Source organism: Candidatus Palauibacter australiensis (assembly GCA_026705295.1).
Lineage (GTDB): Bacteria > Gemmatimonadota > Gemmatimonadetes > Palauibacterales > Palauibacteraceae > Palauibacter > Palauibacter australiensis.
Map to the genome: position 1 here is coordinate 53,252 of JAPPBA010000180.1, position 20,241 is coordinate 73,492.

Genomic DNA, 20,241 nt, shown 5'->3' on the forward strand with positions numbered 1-20,241 from the left:
CGCTAGTCGGCTCCCCGTACGCGGCCGAGTCCGACCCCCGCGCCCGCCCCCACCAGGATGAGGAGCGTACCCAGAACGCCGAGGGGAACGGCGGCCCGACGCGTGACTTCGCCGGACACCTCCTCGGCGAGGTGGAACTGCGGTACGCTTGAAATGGCGCTGGCATCCATCTGCTCGCCGGCAACGATCGCGGGCACGAAGAAGTCCCGCCATCGCTCGGCGAAGGCGCGTACCTGCGCCTGGAAGCCGGAGAACCGCGCGTCCCCCGTCCCCGCCGCGTCGAGGAGCACCTCCTGGGCCATGAGCGCCGGCGACAGGAAGCGGTAGCGGCGCACCAGCGCGATCTGCTCCGCGCGGCTGGCGTCGTGTTCGGCCGTCACCTCCTCCAGACGACGGTTGACGGCATCGGTGGCGGCCCACGCCAGCGCCCCCAGGCCGGGTTCATCGGCCACCACGCCCTCAGCCATCTCGGGATGGTCCTCCAGGTACCGGGCGAGGAGTTCGCTGCGGCGGTTCACGGCATCGTTCGACGCCTCGCGCTGGGCGGTGATCATCTGTACCCGCGACGGCAGCGGGTGCAGGAGGCCGGCCGCGATGTTGATCCCGGCCGGGAGCACGACGACCAGCACCAGCCACGCGCCCACCAGCACCGTGGCGTTCCACGCGGAAGACCGGCGCAGGCTGTTCACCCACGCCGCGAGCACGAACCAGAAGAGCGCGTACGCGACGACGGCGGCGCACCAGAGGAGGATCCGGCCCGGGGCGCCGAAGCCCCCCGTCACGAGGAGCCCGACGAGCGAGACCGCCAGCACCATGCCCACCGCCACGAGGGCGCGGAAGGCCAGCTTCGCCGCCACGACGCCCCGCGCCGACACGGGCTGCGACAGGGTCAGCGCCAGCGTCCCCTGCTCGCGCTCCTCCGAGAGGACGTTGAAGCTCAGGGCCAGCACGAGCAGCGGCAGCAGGTAGATGACCACGAAGGCCAGGTCGAAGCGCCCGACCATCAGGTTCAGGGGACTCTCGACCTCACCGTTCTGCTGGAACGACGACTCGTTCGTGTAGATGTTGACGTCGTAGTAATACGGCAGCAGGTCGCTCTGTCCGACCGTGAGCGCCGTCAGGGGGCCCGGCGTCAGGACCGCCGTGTGCCGGCCCCGCGCCCCGCCCATCACGTTCGGCAGTCGCGGATCCGAGAAGCGCGAAGCGGGTTCCGCACCGGCTTCGATGTCGGCCAGCTCCTGCGCGAGAGCTTGCGTTCGCTCGACGTTGCCGGCCTGCGCGGCCTCCACGGTGCGCTCCTGAAAGCGCGTCCAGACCACGCCGTTGGCCAGCGCGTATACGAGCAGGAGCGCGAAGAGCCCGAGCGCGATTCGGAGCGGCCGGTCCGCCATGAGCAGACGCCATTCGTTCCGGAGCACGGTGCGCGCGGTCATCCTACGCCACCTCCGCGCGCCGTACGCGCGCCGCGGCCATCAGGACCGCTCCCACGAGCCATCCCCCGAGAACGACGAGCGACAGAATCCGGTTGCCGAGCACCCAGCCCAGCGTCGGGGCATCGTACCGCAGCGGCGGCGTGGACTCCCAGAGTTCGGCCCCGGCCTGGTAGGAGAAATCGCCCGATAGGGAGTTCTCCGTGAGGTCGCCGTTCATCCGCCGCATCAGGTCCCGGCGGTACGTCTCCGCGGCGCTCGCGAAGTGCCGGTGCTGCTCGACGTCGGTTCCGGCCAGTCCCATGGAGAGCGCGCGCACCGCGAGCAGCGGCGCCGCCACCGCGACCAGCTCGTGGACGGCCCCCTGGCGCTCGAACGTGTCCCAGAGCGCGCCGTAGTTGCGGTCGAAGATCCGGTCGCCGAACTCCTCGCTCGCCTGGAGCAGGACGCCCGACTGGTTGATCGGCAGGTCTTCGACCCGCTCGACGCCGTACTCCGTCAGCAGGTCCTCGGTCAGCGCGTCGTTGTCCGGACGGGGGATGTCCTCCGTGCCACTGGCCATCTCCCGTTCAACCGTCTGAGCAAACTCAAGGGCGGAGGGCGTCGGGTGCATCCACTTGGACAGATCCACCGCCACGCGCGGCGCGACGAGCCCGTTCACGACCCACACGCCCAGCAGGATCACGAGCGCGGTGCGCGTCGAGCGGGCCCAGGCGGAGACGGCCAGGGAGAGGGCGAGGAAGGCGGCGAAATAGACCAGGTAGACGACGGACAGGACCGCGGCCCGGGCCACCGGCGATGCCGCCGGACCGGGGCTTCCGACGACGAGGGCCGCCGCCCCCACCGCCGCCGCGGGCACGAGCAGCAGCGCCAGCGCGCCGGCGATGCCGAGCGCCTTGCCCAGCGCCAGATCGCGCCGCCCGACCCCGGTCGCAAGCAGTTGGCGAAGCGTGCCCCGTTCCCGCTCGCCGGCGAGCGCCCCGAAGGTGAGCAGGATGATCAGCAGGGGCACGAGGTGTTGCAGCACCTGCGCCGCCGTGAGCGCCCCGACCCGCTGGGCCGCCGTCGCGTCCTGGGCCGGTCGCAGCAGGAAGTCGTTCTGCCGGTGCGCCTCGAGCCACACGGAGGTCCCGGTGTACGGGTCCACGCCCTCGTCCACGAAGGACAGCGCGAGGCGGGGCTTGAACGCATAGATGCCGTAGTGGGCCGCGGAATGGGGATTCTTCTCGCCCTGCGACTCCCAGTGGTCGCGGGCCGTCGCCTGCGCGGCCGCGTGCTCGCGCTGAGCCTCCCGCGCCTGGACCCATCCGTGGCCCAGGGAGACGAGCAGCAGCGCTCCCACGAGGATGGAGCACCAGCGGAAACGGCCGTCCCGAAGCACGTCGCTGAATTCCTTGCGGATAATGTGCCTGATCATCGCCGACTCCTAGTCATGCATGTGTTCCAGGTAGACGCGTTCGAGATCCGCGTGGCCGATCTCGTCCGTGCCCAGCTCCGTGACGAGGCTTCCGTAGCGCATGATGCCCACGCGCGTCCCCGTCTCCTTGGCGCGAAACAGGTCGTGGGTGGCCATGAGCACCGCGACGCCGCCGTGCCTGAGCCGCTCGATCAGCGCCGAGAACTCGTTGGAGGCCTTGGGGTCGAGACCGGACGTCGGCTCATCGAGCAGGAGGGCATCGGCCTCCTTGGCCATCGCGATCGCGATGCCGACCTTCTGCCGCATGCCCTTGGAGTACTCGGACACGCGGCGGTCGACCGCGTCGCCCTCCAGACCGGCTTCGACGAGGATGTCCGCGAGCCGTTCGCGCCCCAGCGACCCCTTCCCGCCCAGGGCGGCGAAGTACTCGAGGTTCTCAAGACCGCTGAGGTTGCGGTACAGCATCACCTGTTCCGGGATGTAGGCGAGCCTGTGCTTCGTCTCCCGGTCGTGGGTGGACACGTCCATCCCGGACACCAGGGCCTGGCCCCCGGACGGCGGCACGAAGCCGAGGAAAAGGTTGATCGTCGTGGTCTTCCCCGCCCCGTTGGGGCCGAGGAGGCAGTAGACCTCTCCCGGCTCGATGGCCAGGTCGAGGGAATCGAGGGCCTGCGTGGCGCCGTAGCGCTTGCTGAGCCCGCGAGCCTCGAGGAGGGGCGGTCGCCCCGCACCCGATTCGGCGGTCTGCATGGATCTCCATCTCTCGCGTTTGCCGCGCCGGTCACCGGCGCAACGGTCGACACGTCTCCCGCCGGTCTCCGGACCGGCAGGGCGGCTCTTCGTTACAGCTTTCGCTACAGAGAGATGGGAAGCGGAGGAGCGCGGCTACGGTGAGGGGAGAGATGGACGGCCCGGACATTCAGCCGGCCTTCGCGCAGGGCGGGAGCCCGCACGAGACTGGGGCCGCCGACGCTCAGCGTGGCCGAGGAGACTACGGGCCCCACCTTGTGCACCAGCTCGCATACGAGACACGCCGCCGGGGAATCGTCCCCGTCGTCATGGGTATGCGAACCTTCCGCGAGACCGACGACGACGAGCGAAAGGCCCACCAGGACTCCGGACAGCAAGCGCATGCGGCGCCTGGATCGTCCGGCATCGACCTGGTTTGCCATGGCTCCCCTTCCGTCCCGCGGATCGGCGCGCCGCCCCGCCCGGGAACGGCCGCGGCGGCGGCACCTTAGAGAACGCACCGCACCCGGTCAACGTTGAGCCGCCCTCGAACGCAGGTGTCGTGCTCAAGACCCTTGCGGAGGCCGGGCAAGAACGAAACGATTTCAGTCGATTCTCGTGACGTTCCCTTCCATCCGCGCCTTGTAATCAGCCGCGCTCAGGGGCGCGTCTCCCGCCGTACGCGTATCGATGAGATCGTTTCATCCCAGGTCCACGTTGGGAATTCGGGTGATGATGGCATTTGTATCGCGCTGAGGTCCGGGATGTCGGACGTGACGACGAGGCTGTCCCCGCGATAAGTATCGTGCTGGTACACGACCGCTTGCCACCCGTCGGCGACTCGGATGGAAGAGACACAGTCCGTCCAGTATTCCTGACCGAAGATCTTGTCGGCGCACTCCTCTTCACGGGGTTGAGGATCGTCGACCAGCCGCTTCAGGTCCTCCACATCGTCGAGGAAGGTTCGATGGGGACCGCGGTAGTCCGCGCGCGCGAACACAGTGATGCCGGCGGTCGGGGGCGGGACGGGTCCCATCGGATCCTGGCCACCGCAGCCCGCGAGCAGGATGAGCACGAAACACGAGGCCTTGAAGTTCGTCCCACTTCTTCGGCTCATTCCGATTCTCCGTCTACACCCAGCCGCAAGTCGGTCCAGCGCAAGCTAGCGAGGGGTCTGGGAGGGACAATCCCCCATTTGTGGGACCCGCGCGTGCGAGTCTACCCCGCAAGCGCCGGGACTCGTCGGCGAATTCCCATTAGTACGGCGTCCGGTCCCGCCGCCCTCCTCCACGCTGCGTTCGGACAGGTCGATGGCCCGCCGCTTCGGCTTCAACGATTCGCGGACTCGGGGTCGCCTGCCGAACCAGGTCGGGGCGCGGCGCGGCCAAAACAACACTTTTGATACGCCTAACCATCGGTTTTGACATTGTCGGGAGCCTCATGTGGCTATCGGTTCTTTCCTCTTGTGGACCGATCCAGGTCAGGAGTGGGTCGTAAGACGACGGCAGAAAGCAGACACACGGGGACATGCGACGACCACGGGCTACATCACACAGGCGGTTGATCGCCATCTGCTGCACGGCGTGGATCGCGTCGAACGGGCGCGTGTCCGCACAGGCGGGCCGGCTGGTGCTGACCGAGTCCGGCAGGCATGAAATGCCTGGGCACGTTCTCGTTCGCGGCGGTGCGCTGTCTCCGCGAGGGGATGCCAGACTGTTCTGGAGTGGCGATACGGTTTGGATCGCATCGACGCGCCACGCCGAGGCGCGCGCCGTGTGCCCCGAGAGGGTTCGCGCGCCGCTCGGAGCGGCCTTCGTGAGCACCCCGGCGGCGGGGGGAGCGCCCGTAATCGAGATCATCGACGGGGGCATCGCGGGGGCGAATGAGCCGCAAGTCATCCGCTTCTCCGATGACCAATGCCGCGCGACCGCCTGGAGCGGCCCCGACCCGAGCCTGCCCGCGGCTCGTGACGCGACCGGCTGGGTGTCCGCCAGCGGGACGGGCCTCGGCGGACCCGACGGAATCCCGACGACGTGGGTCTCGCTCGTGAGGGGCGGTGGCACGACCTCCCGGTCGGGCGTCGATCTGCCGATCGCGTGGTCCGACAGCGCGGCCATCTCCGTGTCGAGCGGGCCACGCGGCATCATCGTCTCGTCGCGCCACTATCCGTTCGCCTGGTCGGCCGCCGCGGACGGCGGCGACCGCACAGCGGCGGGGCTTATCCCTGCCGGCAACGAGACTTACTACGCGAGCGACCCGTGGGTCGGCACGGGCGTGTTCGCCCTCGACTCCGGCTTCGTCCAGGTGCTGGCCGATCTCGCGTCGGACCGGCGTCACCTTGTCATCTACGATTCATCGGGCGCGTTCACGCGCCGGCGGGTCATCGACGTTCCGTTCGGGATTCTCGACACCGCGCCGGACCGACGGCAACTGCTTGCCCTCCGCCGGACGGACCACGTCGAAATCCTCACCTACGAATGGACTTGGCAACCACACCGGGCCAGGAAGTGAACCCGAAACCAAGGAGCAGAAACATGCTAACGAAGAAGATCTCCAACTGGATGATCGCCGCCGCGATCATCCTCGGCGTCGCAGTTCTGACGCCGGACACCGTCCAAGCACAGTGGTGTGAGACGTGCGATTCCTTGACGGCTGAGTGTACATCTGACGGTCCGTATCTCAACGACTCGTGCTATAGCGGCGAATGGGGGGGCATTTCGTTTTGTGTTTCGTGGGGCCGCCTGTGGTGTGATCCTCGCATCCCGCGCACCCAGTCCACATCCGTCGGTGCGGACGGCGCGCTCGTGCGAGAGCGAACATTCGCATCGGTAACATCCGACGCACCCGGGACACCGCAGTCGACGTTCCAACACGTTCGTGACTGCAAGAACCGCATCGTAGCGAGAGCCTACAGTGCGGATGAGGCGGAGGACATGCGTCGCCGGACCGAGTCCATCGTCATCTGAGGCCGCTCGGGCGTTGCCGATGATCGGAGGAAACCAGGGCCCGGTGCATCCTCCGATCATCGGCGGCCTCGAAGGACGGATGGGGGATCGGATCATGCTCAAGGTGGTGCTTGCCGTCGTGGCGGTGTTCGCCGCAGCCGCGGGCCTCTCGGCCCAGGAGCGTCGCGACACGCTCGTCGCGGTCGCCGGCCTGGCGGTCCCCGACAGCGTGCCCCTCACGTACATCGTGCAGTTGGTCCAAGCGGCGGACGGGTCAGTGTTCATGCTCGATGCGCGCACGGAAGGCGTGTTGGCGTTCGGCCCGGACGGGTCCTTCCGGCGGCGAATCGGTCGGCGTGGCGAGGGTCCGGGCGAATTGCTTTCGCCGTGGCGTCTCGGGCTGCTGGGGCGCGACACGCTGTGGGTCGCGGATGCGCGGCGCCGCGTCAACCTCTATGATGCTTCGACCGGGGAGAGCCTGGCGGACTTCGGCCCGGCCACGTGGGATGCCGCGACGGCGGACGGCGAGATCGTGCGACCGTTCGCGGCCCTGGCGGACCAGAGCATAATGGCCTTCAGGTGGGCGGAGAGGGACGTACTGGCGGAGGTGCTCGCATTTCGCGTCGAGCGCGGGGCCGATCCGGAAGGCTCTCCCCTTGCGCTTCTGGACCTTCGGGACCGATCCGTCGCGGCCCGGATACCGACGGGCGACGGCAGCCTGCAACTGCGCAATCCGTTTTCTCACAGTGATATGATCGCCGTGGGGCCCGGCGGGCGGCGCGTCGCGGTCATCCGGCGTCCGACGCCAGCGGGCTCGCCCGCGTTCTTCGTCGTGGAGCGGCACGACGTGTTGCGAGGTATCGTGGACACCGTGAAGGTGTCGTACGAGCCGCGCCCCCTCGACGCCGGCGAGATCCGGGCGTGGGCGGAAGATCTCGAGGCCGTGGAGCGGGTGGTCGAACTCGGCGCGTTCCCCAGCCGCTCGGCAGCGGTCGGCGCGGTGATGGAGGCGCTCGACGCGCCCGGCCACCACCCGCCGGTCGAGAATCGCGGGCGGGGCATCATCGACGAGGGTGTGATCATGGACCCGAACGGCGACATGTGGTTTCAAATCCACGACCCGTCCGGTCGGTCGAACGAGTGGATCGTCATCTCCGGGGAGGGTCGCGCGGGCGAGGTGTCGACTGTGGCGGCCCCCGAGGATGCCCGGCTGCTCGCCGTGAGCGGAGACCGGGTGTGGGCAGAGGTGCGCGATGCGTTCGACGTGCCCGCGGTTCAAGTACTACGGGTCAGGCGCGCCGGCGGATGACCGCATGATTCGTTACGCCGGTGTCCGCGCGGCCCTCGCCGCGAGCTTCGCGTTGGCCCTGCTTGCGCTTGCGGTCGCCGCGCAGGAGCCCGGCGCGCGGCTGACGGGCATCCTCGTGTCGGAGGGCGACGGGGCGCCCGTGGACGGGGCGGTCGTGTCGCTCGACGGTGTCGACGGCGTCGTCGTGTGGGAGACGCTGTCGAACGCCAGCGGCGCGTTCAGCCTGCCGCTCCCGCCTCCGGGCACGTACCGCGTGCGGGTGTCGCGCATCGGCTACGAGTCGTGGACCTCCGGCCCGATCCGCATCGACTCCGCGCAGGCGACCGGCCCCCTGCGCCTCGAGATCCCGGTGCGGGCAGTGCCGCTCCCGGAGCTGCTGGTCACGGAGCAGACCGACTGTCCGACGACGCCCGAGGAGCGGCGGCGTGCGTTCGAACTTTACGAATCGGTTCTCCCGGCCCTCGTCTCGATGTCGGCCGAAGAGGTCTTCGACTCTCTGGTCGTTCGGCTGGATCGACCGGTCAGGGTGTGGAGACGCGGCAGCTTCCGATATGTGCAGGACACAGTAACGGTTGTCGTGCCGAAGGCCCTGAACAACGCGGCGCCGACACACCTCGAGGCGTTCGGGTACGCGGAGGCGGTCAACGACTCAACCACCACCTTCTACGCCCCTGACGGAGAAGCGCTGGCGTCGCCGGGCTTCCTCGCGACGCACTGCCTCAGCACGACGAAGGCAGAGGATGAGGTCACCGCGGGGCTGTCCTTCCAGCCCAGGCTCGACCGCGATGTGGTCGATGTCCAGGGCGTCCTGTGGATCGATACGGTCGCCGTGGAACCGCAGAAGTTGGAGTTTAGGTATACCTCCTTGCGTCCGTTCTTGCGGAGATACCTGCTGCCGAACCTGGAGAGTCATGTACTATCGCGGCGCCAGGAGGAACTGGGGCGTCGCGTCAGGTTCCACGCGATCGAGTTGATCGAGTCGGACTACGGCGGCGCCCTCCACTTCGAGCGAATCGAAGGTGGCGGGTGGCTTGTGCGCGAGTGGAGGATCGTTCGTCCACACCTTGCCATCTTCTTTCGTAGCGACGTCGTCCTCGGAGCGTACGTCCGGCCGAAGGCTGTTCCGCTAACGCACAGCGGCAGAATCCTCGCGATCTTCCGGTCGCAGCGGGACAAAGGTGGACGTTGACCGCGCCCGCATCCATCGGCGCGGCCTTCGTCGCGAGCTTCGCGCTGGGCCTGCTTGCGCCCGTGGTCGCCGCTCAGGAGCCCGGCGCGCGGCTGACGGGCCTCCTCTTGTCGGAGGGCGACGGCGCGCCAGTGGACGGGGCGCTCGTATCGCTCGACGGTCTCGACGGCGCCGTCGTGTGGGAGACGCTGTCGAACGCCAGCGGCTCGTTCAGCCTGCCGCTGCCGCCTCCGGGCACGTACCGCGTGCGCGTGTCGCGCATCGGCTACGATTCCTGGACCTCCGGCCCGATCCGCATCGACTCCGCGCAGGTGTCCGAACCCCTTCGCCTCGAGATCCCGGTGCGGGCGGTGCCGCTCCCGGAGTTGATGGTGACGGAGCAGACCGACTGTCCGACGACGCCCGAGGAGCGGCGGCGTGCGTTCGCACTCTACGAGTCCGTCCTCCCGATCCTGGATTCGACGTCCGCCGCCGACACTCGCGACTCTCTGCTTGTGCGGCTGGAACGGCCGATCAGGATTTGGAATCGCGGCAGGTTCCGCCGTGCACGGGACACTGTCACCGTCATGGTCTCGGAGGCGCTGCCCAACGCGTCGCCGGGACATCTGGAGACGTACGGGTACGGCGACATAGTTGGTGATTCGATGACCACCTTCTACGCCCCGGACGGTGCCGCGCTGGCGTCGCCAGGGTTCCTCGCGACGCACTGCCTGAGCACGGCCGAGGCCGAGACTGGGACTGAGGTCGCGGCCGGGCTGGCGTTCGAGCCGAGGCCCGGCCGGGAGGTTGTCGATGTCAGGGGCGTGCTGTGGATCGACACCGTGGCCAACGAACCGCGGGAACTGGCGTTCAACTACACCTCGCTGCGGCCGTTCCTCCGGCGATACCTGGTTCCGCCGCTACGGGATTACCACGAGCGTCGCTTACCGGGCCGCCGCGCCAGCGTTGGCACCATCGGCATCGAGGAGTCTCGTTTCGGAGGGCAACTTCGCTTCGAGCGTGTTGGCGGTGATCGTTGGCTGATCCGCGAGTGGCGGATGCTCAGGCCGCGCTTGGTGTCTCGCTCTTTCTCAGCTCCGCGCACGGGGACCACCCTCTTGCCCCTCGCGGTGCCCGACGAGTACAGCGGCGAGGTGCTTGCGCTGTTCCGCCGCACCGACCGTTCTCCGCGATGACCGGCGTTAAGGACTCTTCGTATCGAAAAGCCAAAATGATCGAGACTACCGACGATAGTTCCGCCATAATTGCCACTGATAACCCAAAATAAAACAATTCGTATTTTCCAGTACGATTGACGCCGAACTCGAAGTTTCCTTGATTTACGCACTGGGGACTCCATAACAGCCCCGGCATACTGAAAAGCTCCTGGTTCACGCGAAACGCTTATGACTTCCGAGCTAACCCCACTGTGGCGCCATGCTTCGCTTGTGGAAGACCCTGGCGGACTGCTGATCCGCGACGGAAGGATTGCCCGCTCCGGTCTCCCTCGTCGGAGTTCGAGGAGGTTCGAATGATCAACATCGTCGCGGATTCTTCGTACGACGCCGCATCTATCGAGAATGCGGTCGAGGGTCCCGTCCGCATCGTTACCGATATCGGCGGCCTGGCAGGCGACGATGTCGACGTCGGATGCTTGATTCTGGGCTGCCGCGCGCAGAATCTGGCGCGGTGGATCAAGCCTTTGCAGATAATCAAGAATCACTGTCCCGGAGTCCCCGTCATCGTGGTCACGGACCCCGACCCCGAGGTCGCGCTCCAGCTAAGCGGCATCACGGTGTCCGCCGTCGTGTGGTTTGAGGATCTCCCGAGCATGCTCCACCCCGCGATCCACGCCGCGTGCGGCGAGGACCACGGGCTCCGTCTGGCCCGGGACATCGAGGAGTCGACCCTGTCTCCCTCCCTTCGCTCGGCCCTGGCGCACGGCCTGAAGGCGGCGGCTACGGACCGGCCGGTTCGCAGCGTGCGCGAGTTGGCCGCCACTGTTCGCCGCTCTCACGTCACGTTGTCTCAGGAGTTTCGGACGAGTGTCGCCGGACGCACGACTCTCGCCCGGTTCCTTCGCGCGCTCGTGATTCTCCGGGCCCACGAGTTGCGGTCATCCGGGCTTGTCTGGGACCGCGTGGCCGGGCGTCTGTGGATCCCCCGACCGACGCTCCACCGCCAGTCGATGAGGTGGCCGGGGCGCACGCTCGGTCAGCTGGCAGCCACATCCCGCCAACACCTGCTCGCACAGTTCGCGCGCGATTTTGCGCGCCCGCTCCTGGCCGAGCGGATCGGAGCCAATCGGCGGACGAGAACCGATTAGTACGGCGTCTTGTCCTGTGTTCGGGTCCAGCGCTCGAAGGCGTCCCCCGCCCTGGCGGCGGGGATCCGCACGAGCGAGACGATCCGGCGCTCCTCGGGTGGCAGGGAGAACTCGTCGTAGATGTCCTCGTCGCTGAACCGGATGCGCGCCGCGTCCTCCCGAGTGTTCGCGTAGTACACGCGGCGGATCCGGCTCCAGTAGATCGCTCCCAGGCACATCGGGCACGGTTCGCAGCTCGCGTAGATCTCGCAACCGCCGAGATCGAACGTTCCCAGCCGGTCGCAGGCCCTTCGAATCGCCTGGATTTCGGCGTGTGCCGTGGGGTCGTTGTCCAGCGTGACGCGGTTCGTTCCCTCCGCGACGATCTCGCCGTCCTTCACCACGACGGCGCCGAACGGTCCGCCACCCTCCTCCACGCTGCGTTCGGACAGGTCGATGGCCCGCCTCATGAACTCGTCATTCATCAGGACGCTCGTTTCGCCACGGCGTGTGCGTTCGATTCCGGCCGGTCGCCTCACAGCGGTCGACTCGCGGAGTACTCCCGGAATATACTCAGCCGTCCCGTCCCCGGGGTTCCTGCCGGGGCCCTCCTGTCCCCATACCCCATGGCTTGCGCGATTGACGAACTCGAAGGGCGGCCGGCACTCCCGGCGCGCGCGCGACCTCACGGTCGACCTCGGACTCCTGGCGACGGCGATCATCTGGGGGATCAACTTCTCCGTCGTGAAGATCGTCCTGCGGGAACTCGATCCGCTCGCGTTCAACGCGGTGCGCTTCCCGTTCGCGGCGCTGGCCGTCCTGTTCCTCCTCCGGGCCACCGGGCGGCCGGTCCTCCCGCCGCGGAGCGAGTGGCCGCGGGTTGTGGGACTCGCGGTGGTGGGCCACGTGATCTTCCAGGCCACCTTCATCTACGGGATCGACCTGACGCTGACCGGGAACGCGGCGCTGCTCCTCTCCACGAGTCCCGTGTGGGTGCTCCTCATCGCGTCCGCGCTCGGGCGGGAGCGATTCAGCCTCGCGATGCTCCTGGGTGTCGCCGCGACGATCGCCGGGATGGCGATCCTCATCACCGGCGGCACGCAGGAAGTCGGAGGCGCCGGTCTCGGCGATCTGCTCGTCCTCGGGGCCGCGCTCTCCTGGGCGTCCTTCACCGTCTTCGGACGGCGCATCACGAAGCGCCGCGGGGCGCTGGAGGTGACGGGGTGGACGCTCTGGGCCGCCCTTCCCGTCATCGTCGCCATGGGGATCCCGGACCTGACGCGCGTCGACTGGAGTTCGATCCCGGTGGGGATCTGGTTCGCGACGGCCTACACGGGCGTCTTCGGGATCGCGATCGCCTACCTGCTCTGGTCGCGGGGCATGAAGACTATCGGACAGAGCCGGACGGCGGTGTACCAGAACCTCGTCCCGGTGATCGCGCTGGCGACGGCGTGGATGTGGCTGGGAGAGACGCCCACGCCGCAGCAACTGGCGGGCGCCGCCGTCATTCTCTCGGGCATCGCCGTGGCGCGCGGTCTCGCCGGACGCCGCCGCCGTCGCGCGCCATGAGCCAAGCCTGCCTCTCTCGCGGAGCGCCGGTCTCGCGACGGTATCCGGCGCCGACCTACCTTGAAGTCCATGTCCGACGAGCGCCGGGTAGCGGGGATCGTGCTGGCCGCCGGGTCATCGACCCGCATGGAGCGCAACAAGCTCCTGCTGGACATCGGTGGCGAGACCCTCGTGCGCCGGGCCGTCCGCCTCGCGGGTGAGGCCGGACTCGACCCCATCATTCTCGTCACGGGACGTTTCCGGGGGGCGGTCGAACGGGAGGTCGCGAATCTCGCCTGCGCACCGGTGTTCAACCCCGACCACGAGACGGGCATCCAGACCTCCGTGGCGTGCGGGGTCGCCGCGGTGCCGGCGTCCCGCGGGGCCGCCGTCGTCATGCTCCCCGACATGCCCTTCGTGACCGAGCGCATGGTGCGTACGCTGGTGGAACGGCACGCGGAGACCGACGCGCCGCTCGTCGTGTCGCGCTACGGCGAGGTGAACGCGCCGCCCATCCTGTACGACCGCAGCCTGTTCGGCGAGATCTCCCGGATGCGGGCGGGGTGCGGGCGGGAGGTCGTGCGCCGCCACCACGAGCAGGCGGTCCTCGTCGACTGGCCGCCCGACCGGCTCAGGGACCTCGACCGGCCGGATGAGTACGAGTCCGCGCGGCTGGAACTCGCCGGGGTGGGGCTCCGCGCGGAGAATCTCCCGTGAAACGCGACCTGCTCGATCTCGCGGCGCGGCTCACGTCCGAGCGCCGGCCGTACGCGCTGGCCACGGTGGTGCGGAGCGAGCGCCCTACGAGCGGGAAGCCGGGCAACATGGCGCTGATCTCGGCGGACGGCGTCATGCACGGCTGGATCGGCGGCAGTTGCACCCGGTCGGAGGTGATCCGTCACGCGCTGGAGACCCTGGACCAGGGGGAGCCCAGGCTCCTCGCCTTCGGGTCGAGTCCCGGACGCCCGGACGGCCTGGTCCCAGTACCCATGTCCTGCAGCAGCGGAGGGAAGGTGGAAGTGCACGTGAATCCGGTTCTTCCGGCTCCCGTCCTCATCGTGGCGGGACGTTCGCCCGTCGCCCTCGCGCTCGTGCGCCTCGGCGGCGCGATGGGATACACCACCGTAGCCGAGCCTTCCGAAGAGGTCTCCGAAGATGAGGTGCTGGAGGCCGCCGCCGACGAACTCGTGGACGATCTGGCCGAGACGGCGGCGCGCTACGCCGAACGCCCCCGCGGCTGGAGGCTGTACGGGGTCGTCGCCACCATGGGACGCCGAGACGAGCGCTCGCTCGCGGAGTTGGCGGCCGCCGCCCCGGACTACCTGGGCGTGATCGCCTCCCCCACCCGGATGGAAGAAGTGCGCCGCGTCCTCGCCGCTCACGGACTCGACGAGGCCCGGATCGCCCGGGTTCGGGGGCCCGCCGGGCTGAATATCGGCGCCGAAAGCCCCGAGGAGATCGCCGTGAGCATCCTCGCGGAAATCGTCCAGCTCGAGGCACAACGGACGGGGGCGAAGGCGGTCGAGTCCAGCGACGCGGGCGGGGTCCGTGACGCGTCCGCGGCGGAAGCGGCGGCTGGCGAGCTGGAGAGCCGGGGGCAGGCGACGGATCCCGTCTGCGGCATGACCGTCCCGGTGGCGGGTTCTCCGTCCTCCGTCTTCGAGGGGGAGCCCGTCTACTTCTGCTGCGAGGGCTGCCGAACTCGATTCGACGCCTCGCCGGAAGCATATCTCCAGCAACACGTGACGAGGGGGCAGCAATGAAGACCGCGCTGAAGGTCGCCGTACACGTGGCGGTGATCGCATTGCTGTACCTGATGTTCTCGTTCTCGTTGTTCCTTGGACTGCAGGTCAATACGACCTACGGGAACATCGGCATGGTGGTATCCATCGGTGCCGTCATCGCCTATGTCCTCGTGGTTCATCGCAGACGCTCCGCGCGGGTGACGATGGAGGACAGAGGCCCATGAGAATCGAGGAAGGGTTCACGATCGACGCGCCCGCCGCCGAGGTGTGGGCGATTCTCTCCGACCCGCGGCAGCTCTCCGAACTCCTGCCGGGGGCGGAAATCACGGAGCAAATCGACGACACGACCTGGGAGGGCGGCATGACCGTCAAGGTCGGACCCCTCGTCGCCGCCTATACCGGGACAGTATCCTTCGAGTTGAACGAAGAGGAGCGGTCCGCGGTGGTCCGCGCGCTGGGCCAGGGCAAGGCCGGCATGGGTACCGCCGACATGACGATGAACAGCCGGGTGGCGGCGCTGCCGGACGGCGGGTCCGAGGTGACGATGGACTCGGACGTCACCGTCACGGGGATCCTCGCGCAGCTCGGCCGCGGCATGACCCAGGTCGTCTCCAAGCGAATGTTGCAGGAGTTCGTCAGGCGATTGACGAGCGCCCTCGAGGACGAGCCGAAGGAGGCAGAGGAATGATTCCCCCGCAGTTCGACTACCACGCGCCGGCCGAACTGGAAGACGCGATCGGCCTCCTCGGTGAACTGGACGACGCGAAGGTGATTTCGGGCGGGCAGAGCCTCCTCCCGATGATGAAGCTTCGGCTCGCCTCTCCCGCACACATCATCGACATCGGCCGCATCCCCGGGCTCGACACGATCGAGGAACGGGACGGCTACCTCCGCATCGGCGCGCTCGTGACCGAGACGCAACTCGAGGAATCCGCGGCGGTGGCCGACCGCTATCCGATCCTGCTCGACACCGCCCGCGTGATCGCGGACCCGCTCGTGCGCAACCGCGCCACGGTGTGCGGCAACATCGCCCACGGCGACCCGGCGAACGACCACCCGGCTACGATGCTCGCCCTGCGCGCCCGCGTCGTCGCCACCGGGCCCAATGGCGAGCGCACGATCGACATCGACGACTTCTTCCACGGTCTCTTCATGACCGCGCTCGGGGAGGACGAGATCCTCACGGAGATCCGGATCCCGGTCCCTTCCGCCGGCAGCGGCGGCGCCTACGTGAAGCTCGAGCGCAAGGTGGGCGACTACGCCGTGGCCGGCGCGGCGGTGCAGCTCACGCTGGACGACGACGGCAAGGTGACGCAGGCCGGCGTCGGGCTCACGAACCTGGGCTTCGCGCCCATCCGTGCGACCGCCGCCGAAGAGACGCTGCTCGGCGCGGACTTCGTGCCGGCGGGCGGGCTGCGTGGCGCCATCGAGCGGGTCCGCGACGCGATCACGAAGGCGCCCGACGCGGACGAGGTCATCGCCGCCGCCGCCCAGGCCGCGGCCGACATGACCGAACCGGTCGAGGACCGGCGCGGCTCCGTCGAATACAAGAGGAACATGGCCCGCGTGCTGACGGCGAGAGCCATACGCCAGGCGCTCGCGCGCGCCGGAGCGGGAGGATAGAGCGATGGCGACAATTCCGATCCGCGTCACCGTGAACGGCGAGGCGCATGAGACTCAGGTCGAGGCGCGCATGCTGCTCGTCCACCTGATCCGCGATGAGCTGCGGCTCACCGGCACCCACATCGGCTGCGACACGACCCATTGCGGCGCCTGCACCGTGCTGATCGACGGCAAGCCGACGAAGTCGTGCACCGTGCTCGCCGTGCAGGCCGACGGGGCCGAGATCGGGACCGTGGAGGGGCTCGCCGGAGCCGACGGCATGCACGCGCTCCAGGAGGGCTTCTGGGAGAAGCACGGCCTCCAGTGCGGCTTCTGCACGCCCGGCATGCTGATGACCGGCGCCGCCCTCCTCGAGGCGAACCCGAACCCGAGCGAGGCCGAGATCCGCGAGGCGATCTCCGGCAATCTCTGCCGCTGCACCGGCTACGTGAACATCGTGAAGGCGGTGCAGTACGCCGCCGAGAAGATGGGCGCCGCCGCCGCCGAAACCGCCAACGCCGCGACCGACGGGGAGGACAGCTGATGGCACCGAAGACTTCCGCCGACATCTGCGGCATGGGGCACTCCATGAAGCGCAAGGAGGACCCGCGCTTCCTGCAGGGCAAAGGCAACTACATCGACGACATCGTTCTCCCCGGCATGCTGTGGCTCGACATCGTCCGCAGCCCGATCGCCTACGGGAAGATCAAGGGCATCGACTCGAGCAAGGCGCTGGAGGTGCCCGGCGTGCTCGCCGTCCTCACCGGCAAGGACCTCGAGGCGTACAACCTGCACTGGATGCCGACGCTCATGTCGGACACCCAGATGGTGCTCCCCACGGACACCGTCATGTACCAGGCGCAGGAGGTCGCGGCCGTCATCGCGACCTCGCGCTACGCCGCTGCTGACGGCGTGGCCGCGGTCGAGGTCGACTACGAGCCCATGAAACCCGTCATCGACCCCTTCAAGGCGCTCGAGGACGACGCACCCGTCCTCCGCACCGACAAGGAGGGCCAGACCGACAACCGCATCTGGCACTGGGAGGCCGGCGACAAGGAGGCGACCGACAAGGTGTTCGAGGAGGCGGACGTCGTCGTGCGCGAGAGCATGCACGTGCCGCGCATCCACGTCGCCTCGATCGAGACCTGCGGCTGCGTGGCCGACTTCAACCCCGTCGAGGGCCATCTCACCGTCTACATGACGACGCAGGCCCCGCACGCGATCCGCACCGTGCTCGCGCTCGTGGCCGGACATGTCGGGCTCTCCGAGGAGAAGATCCGCGTCGTGTCGCCCGACATCGGGGGCGGCTTCGGCGGCAAGGTGCCGGTCTATCCCGGCTACGTGGTCGCGATCGCGGCCTCCGTCGTGCTGGGCAAGCCGGTCAAGTGGATCGAGGACCGGATGGAGAACCTCCAGGCCGACTCGTTCGCGCGCGACTACCACATGGACGCCGAACTCGCGGCCGACGCCGACGGCAAGATCCGCGGACTCCGCATCAAGACGCTCGCCGACCACGGCTACTCCGACGCGCAGGCCGCGCCCTCCAAGTTCCCCGCCGGCCTCTTCTCCATCTGCACCGGCTCCTACGACATGGAGCAGGCGTACGCCGAGGTGGACGCGGTCTACACGAACAAGCCGCCGGGCGGCGTCGCCTACCGCTGCTCCTTCCGCGTGACCGAGGCCGTGCACTGCATGGAGCGCGTCGTGGACACGCTGGCGCACAAGATCGGGAAGGACCCGGCGCAACTGCGCGAGGAGAACTTCATCCCGAAGGAAGCCTTCCCCTACCAGTCGCCGCTGGGCTGGGAGTACGACAGCGGCGACTACCAGGCCGCGATGGACAAGGCGAAGGAGATGATCGGCTACGACGACCTGCGCCGCGAGCAGGCCGAGAAGCGCGCGCGCGGCGAGTTGATGGGGATCGGCGTGTGCAGCTTCACCGAGGTGCTCGGCGCGGGACCGTCCAAGGACTTCGACATCCTCGGCATCAAGATGTTCGACTCCGCCGAGGTGCGCGTGCACCCCACGGGCAAGGCGATCGCCCGCTTCGGCACCAAGTCGCAGGGCCAGGGCCACGAGACCACCTACGCGCAGATCATCGCCGAGGAACTCGGCCTCCCCGCCGCGCACGTCCAGGTCGAGGAGGGCGACACCGACACCGCCCCGTACGGCCTCGGCACGTACGCCAGCCGCTCCACCCCGACCGCCGGGGCCGCGGGAGCGATGGCCGCGCGCCAGATCCGCGCCAAGGCCGCGAAAATCGCCGCCCATCTGATGGAGGTGAGCGAGGAGGACCTCGAGTGGGAGCCCGGCAAGTTCTCCGTGAAGGGCGCCCCCGACCGGTCCGTCACGATCCAGGACTGCGCCTTCGCCGCCTACACGAACCTCCCGGAGGGGATGGAGCCGGGGATGGAGGCGACGAACTACTACGACCCGCCCAACCTCACCTTCCCCTTCGGCACGTACATCTGCGTGGTGGACATCGACCGCGGCACGGGCGAGGTGACGGTGCGCCGCTTCGTGGCCGTGGACGACTGCGGCAACATCATCAACCCCATGATCGTGCAGGGCCAGATCCACGGCGGCCTCACCCAGGGCATCGGCCCCGCCCTGTTCGAGGAGATCCCCTACGACGAGGACGGCAACAACCTCGCCGGCTCCTTCATGGACTACCTCGTCCCGACCTCCATGGAGACCCCGGCCTGGGAGACCGGCCACACGATCACCCCGTCACCCCACCACCCTCTCGGCGCCAAGGGCGTCGGCGAGTCCGCGACGGTGGGCGCACCTCCAGCCATCGCGAACGCCGTGGTGGACGCGCTCGCGCACCTGGGCGTGACGCACCTCGACATCCCGATCACTCCCGACAAGGTGTGGGAAGTGCTGAACGAGAAGGGGCTGGCGGAGTAAGGCAGTGGCTGAAGGGGACCGTCATGATTTGGGCGCTGACACCGCAGTTGCTCCGCGATGCCCGCCGGCACATCTTCTTGCGCCATGATTCGCGCGTCTGACATCCGACCTCTCCGCGCCCGCGGAGCGACCTGCGCCTGTAGCACCTGCGCTTGTATGTGTTCGTGTCTCCACGACGCGTGGATCCGGGTGTGTTGATGCGCTGAGCCCCAAGCTCAAAACGTCTCTTCGAGCCGCCCCGGTCCACCGACCCGGGCGGCTTTTTTTGTGCCCCGTGCAACCGGACTCAACCCGAGAGAAACCCATGATTCGTCCCGCTTTGCCGCAGATACATGTGCTGTACGAAAACCCGGCCTGGATTCCGCCCCTTCAGGAGGCGCTCGCGAGTGAAGGCTTCCGCGTCCGCCTCGTACACGTGAACGAGGGGCTCGTCGACCCATCGGCGCCGCCTCCCGAGGGCATCTGGATCAACCGCATCAGCCCCTCATCGCACACGCGCGGCCACGTCCACACAGTGGAACTCGCCCGCCAGCTCCTGTACTGGCTGGAGGCGCACGACCGCCGGGTGATCAACGGGCTCGGCGCCTTCGAGTTGGAGATGAGCAAGCTCCGGCAGGATCTCGTCCTCCGCCGGCACGGGATCCGTACGCCCCGCACCGTGCTGGCCGTGGGGAGGCAGTACCTGCTCGAAGCCGCCGCCACCTTCGACGGCCCGTTCATCACGAAGCACGACCAGGGCGGCAAGGGGCTGGGGATCCGGCTCTTCCGCGACGCGCGGGAACTCGAGGGGCATCTCGACGGCGACGGCTTCGATGCCGGGCCCGGCGCCCGGATGATCCTCCAGCAGTACATCGACGCCCCGGAGCCGTTCATCACGCGAGTGGAGATCGTCGGCGGCCGCTTCCTGTTCGCCATGCGGAGTTCCACCGCAGACGGGTTCGAGCTCTGCCCCTCCGACGCGTGCAATCCAATGCCCGCCGAGAGAGACGTGCCCTCCGGGGCGAACGAGGAAGCCGCGCTCGAGGTGTGCCCGGCCGGCCCCGGTCTCTTCAGCCCCTCGCCGGTCGCGGAGGACGACCCGCTGGTGCAACGGGCGCGAGGAAGCGCGAATCACGGCAGGGAATCACGTAAGT

At 68.5% G+C, this 20,241-nt stretch carries 19 protein-coding genes; 14 read left to right on the plus strand and 5 right to left on the minus strand.

Annotated elements, in window-relative coordinates; genetic code table 11:
• Window positions 1–2: 2 nt before the first annotated feature.
• The 4 genes from OXN85_15015 to OXN85_15030 all read right to left on the minus strand — a co-directional run bounded on the left by OXN85_15015 (window position 3) and on the right by OXN85_15030 (window position 4,693).
• The gene (locus OXN85_15015) at window positions 3–1,433 is read right to left on the minus strand and encodes a DUF3526 domain-containing protein (protein MCY3601275.1); all 1,431 of its coding nucleotides are present in this window, start codon (window positions 1,431–1,433) and stop codon (window positions 3–5) included.
• Between the two features lies 1 nt (window position 1,434).
• The gene (locus OXN85_15020; GenBank protein MCY3601276.1) at window positions 1,435–2,847 is read right to left on the minus strand and encodes a DUF3526 domain-containing protein; all 1,413 of its coding nucleotides are present in this window, start codon (window positions 2,845–2,847) and stop codon (window positions 1,435–1,437) included.
• A gap of 9 nt (window positions 2,848–2,856) precedes the next feature.
• Window positions 2,857–3,597 carry an ABC transporter ATP-binding protein gene (locus tag OXN85_15025; GenBank protein ID MCY3601277.1) on the minus strand — a complete coding sequence of 247 codons (741 nt, stop codon included), beginning with the start codon at window positions 3,595–3,597 and terminating at the stop codon, window positions 2,857–2,859.
• A 637-nt stretch (window positions 3,598–4,234) separates the two neighbouring features.
• The gene (locus OXN85_15030) at window positions 4,235–4,693 is read right to left on the minus strand and encodes a beta/gamma crystallin-related protein (protein MCY3601278.1); all 459 of its coding nucleotides are present in this window, start codon (window positions 4,691–4,693) and stop codon (window positions 4,235–4,237) included.
• A 698-nt stretch (window positions 4,694–5,391) separates the two neighbouring features.
• Between OXN85_15030 and OXN85_15035 the strand changes: the two genes are divergently transcribed.
• The 5 genes from OXN85_15035 (at window position 5,392) to OXN85_15055 (ending at window position 11,324) form a co-directional block, all read left to right on the plus strand.
• A complete protein-coding gene (locus OXN85_15035; GenBank protein ID MCY3601279.1) occupies window positions 5,392–6,087 on the plus strand; it encodes a hypothetical protein in 696 nt (231 codons plus the stop codon).
• Window positions 6,088–6,561: 474 nt separating this feature from the next.
• A complete protein-coding gene (locus OXN85_15040; GenBank protein ID MCY3601280.1) occupies window positions 6,562–7,830 on the plus strand; it encodes a 6-bladed beta-propeller in 1,269 nt (422 codons plus the stop codon).
• A gap of 4 nt (window positions 7,831–7,834) precedes the next feature.
• The gene (locus OXN85_15045; GenBank protein MCY3601281.1) at window positions 7,835–9,019 is read left to right on the plus strand and encodes a carboxypeptidase-like regulatory domain-containing protein; all 1,185 of its coding nucleotides are present in this window, start codon (window positions 7,835–7,837) and stop codon (window positions 9,017–9,019) included.
• Window positions 9,016–10,194 (plus strand): carboxypeptidase-like regulatory domain-containing protein, encoded by a 1,179-nt coding sequence (locus OXN85_15050; GenBank protein MCY3601282.1) that lies wholly within the window; start codon window positions 9,016–9,018, stop codon window positions 10,192–10,194. The genes OXN85_15045 and OXN85_15050 overlap by 4 nt, the downstream gene beginning before the upstream one ends.
• Window positions 10,195–10,529: 335 nt before the next feature.
• A complete protein-coding gene (locus tag OXN85_15055; protein ID MCY3601283.1) occupies window positions 10,530–11,324 on the plus strand; it encodes a hypothetical protein in 795 nt (264 codons plus the stop codon).
• Here OXN85_15055 and OXN85_15060 read toward each other — a convergent pair.
• Window positions 11,321–11,788, minus strand: a complete 468-nt coding sequence (locus tag OXN85_15060) for a nucleoside deaminase (protein ID MCY3601284.1) — start codon at window positions 11,786–11,788, stop codon at window positions 11,321–11,323. The two genes, OXN85_15055 and OXN85_15060, sit on opposite strands and share 4 nt — an antisense overlap.
• Before the next feature lie 154 nt (window positions 11,789–11,942).
• Between OXN85_15060 and OXN85_15065 the strand changes: the two genes are divergently transcribed.
• The 9 genes from OXN85_15065 to OXN85_15105 form a co-directional block, all read left to right on the plus strand.
• Complete coding sequence (locus OXN85_15065; GenBank protein MCY3601285.1) at window positions 11,943–12,872, plus strand: EamA family transporter; 930 nt, start codon at window positions 11,943–11,945, stop codon at window positions 12,870–12,872.
• Window positions 12,873–12,941: 69 nt separating this feature from the next.
• Window positions 12,942–13,568: a nucleotidyltransferase family protein gene (locus OXN85_15070; GenBank protein ID MCY3601286.1), complete on the plus strand. Its 627-nt coding sequence runs from the start codon at window positions 12,942–12,944 to the stop codon at window positions 13,566–13,568.
• Window positions 13,565–14,614 (plus strand): XdhC family protein, encoded by a 1,050-nt coding sequence (locus tag OXN85_15075; GenBank protein MCY3601287.1) that lies wholly within the window; start codon window positions 13,565–13,567, stop codon window positions 14,612–14,614. The genes OXN85_15070 and OXN85_15075 overlap by 4 nt, the downstream gene beginning before the upstream one ends.
• Window positions 14,611–14,820 (plus strand): hypothetical protein, encoded by a 210-nt coding sequence (locus tag OXN85_15080; GenBank protein ID MCY3601288.1) that lies wholly within the window; start codon window positions 14,611–14,613, stop codon window positions 14,818–14,820. The genes OXN85_15075 and OXN85_15080 overlap by 4 nt, the downstream gene beginning before the upstream one ends.
• The gene (locus OXN85_15085) at window positions 14,817–15,284 is read left to right on the plus strand and encodes an SRPBCC family protein (GenBank protein MCY3601289.1); all 468 of its coding nucleotides are present in this window, start codon (window positions 14,817–14,819) and stop codon (window positions 15,282–15,284) included. Before OXN85_15080 ends, OXN85_15085 begins: the two co-directional genes overlap by 4 nt.
• Window positions 15,281–16,219 (plus strand): xanthine dehydrogenase family protein subunit M, encoded by a 939-nt coding sequence (locus tag OXN85_15090; GenBank protein MCY3601290.1) that lies wholly within the window; start codon window positions 15,281–15,283, stop codon window positions 16,217–16,219. Before OXN85_15085 ends, OXN85_15090 begins: the two co-directional genes overlap by 4 nt.
• Before the next feature lie 4 nt (window positions 16,220–16,223).
• Complete coding sequence (locus OXN85_15095) at window positions 16,224–16,742, plus strand: (2Fe-2S)-binding protein (protein MCY3601291.1); 519 nt, start codon at window positions 16,224–16,226, stop codon at window positions 16,740–16,742.
• Window positions 16,742–19,108: an aerobic carbon-monoxide dehydrogenase large subunit gene (locus OXN85_15100; GenBank protein ID MCY3601292.1), complete on the plus strand. Its 2,367-nt coding sequence runs from the start codon at window positions 16,742–16,744 to the stop codon at window positions 19,106–19,108. Before OXN85_15095 ends, OXN85_15100 begins: the two co-directional genes overlap by 1 nt.
• Before the next feature lie 304 nt (window positions 19,109–19,412).
• Window positions 19,413–20,241 (plus strand): alpha-L-glutamate ligase (locus tag OXN85_15105; GenBank protein ID MCY3601293.1); only part of this gene is annotated, 829 nt, incomplete at its 3' end.

What these genes read in the sequence shown, in the direction of transcription:
- OXN85_15015 (MCY3601275.1), bottom strand. Translation starts at nt 1,433, where the DNA reads ATGACCGCGCGCACCGTGCTCCGGAACGAATGGCGTCTGCTCATGGCG.
- OXN85_15020 (MCY3601276.1), bottom strand. Translation starts at nt 2,847, where the DNA reads ATGATCAGGCACATTATCCGCAAGGAATTCAGCGACGTGCTTCGGGAC.
- OXN85_15025 (MCY3601277.1), bottom strand. Translation starts at nt 3,597, where the DNA reads ATGCAGACCGCCGAATCGGGTGCGGGGCGACCGCCCCTCCTCGAGGCT.
- OXN85_15030 (MCY3601278.1), bottom strand. Translation starts at nt 4,693, where the DNA reads ATGAGCCGAAGAAGTGGGACGAACTTCAAGGCCTCGTGTTTCGTGCTC.
- OXN85_15040 (MCY3601280.1), top strand. Translation starts at nt 6,562, where the DNA reads ATGATCGGAGGAAACCAGGGCCCGGTGCATCCTCCGATCATCGGCGGC.
- OXN85_15045 (MCY3601281.1), top strand. Translation starts at nt 7,835, where the DNA reads ATGATTCGTTACGCCGGTGTCCGCGCGGCCCTCGCCGCGAGCTTCGCG.
- OXN85_15055 (MCY3601283.1), top strand. Translation starts at nt 10,530, where the DNA reads ATGATCAACATCGTCGCGGATTCTTCGTACGACGCCGCATCTATCGAG.
- OXN85_15060 (MCY3601284.1), bottom strand. Translation starts at nt 11,788, where the DNA reads ATGAATGACGAGTTCATGAGGCGGGCCATCGACCTGTCCGAACGCAGC.
- OXN85_15070 (MCY3601286.1), top strand. Translation starts at nt 12,942, where the DNA reads ATGTCCGACGAGCGCCGGGTAGCGGGGATCGTGCTGGCCGCCGGGTCA.
- OXN85_15080 (MCY3601288.1), top strand. Translation starts at nt 14,611, where the DNA reads ATGAAGACCGCGCTGAAGGTCGCCGTACACGTGGCGGTGATCGCATTG.
- OXN85_15085 (MCY3601289.1), top strand. Translation starts at nt 14,817, where the DNA reads ATGAGAATCGAGGAAGGGTTCACGATCGACGCGCCCGCCGCCGAGGTG.
- OXN85_15090 (MCY3601290.1), top strand. Translation starts at nt 15,281, where the DNA reads ATGATTCCCCCGCAGTTCGACTACCACGCGCCGGCCGAACTGGAAGAC.
- OXN85_15095 (MCY3601291.1), top strand. Translation starts at nt 16,224, where the DNA reads ATGGCGACAATTCCGATCCGCGTCACCGTGAACGGCGAGGCGCATGAG.
- OXN85_15100 (MCY3601292.1), top strand. Translation starts at nt 16,742, where the DNA reads ATGGCACCGAAGACTTCCGCCGACATCTGCGGCATGGGGCACTCCATG.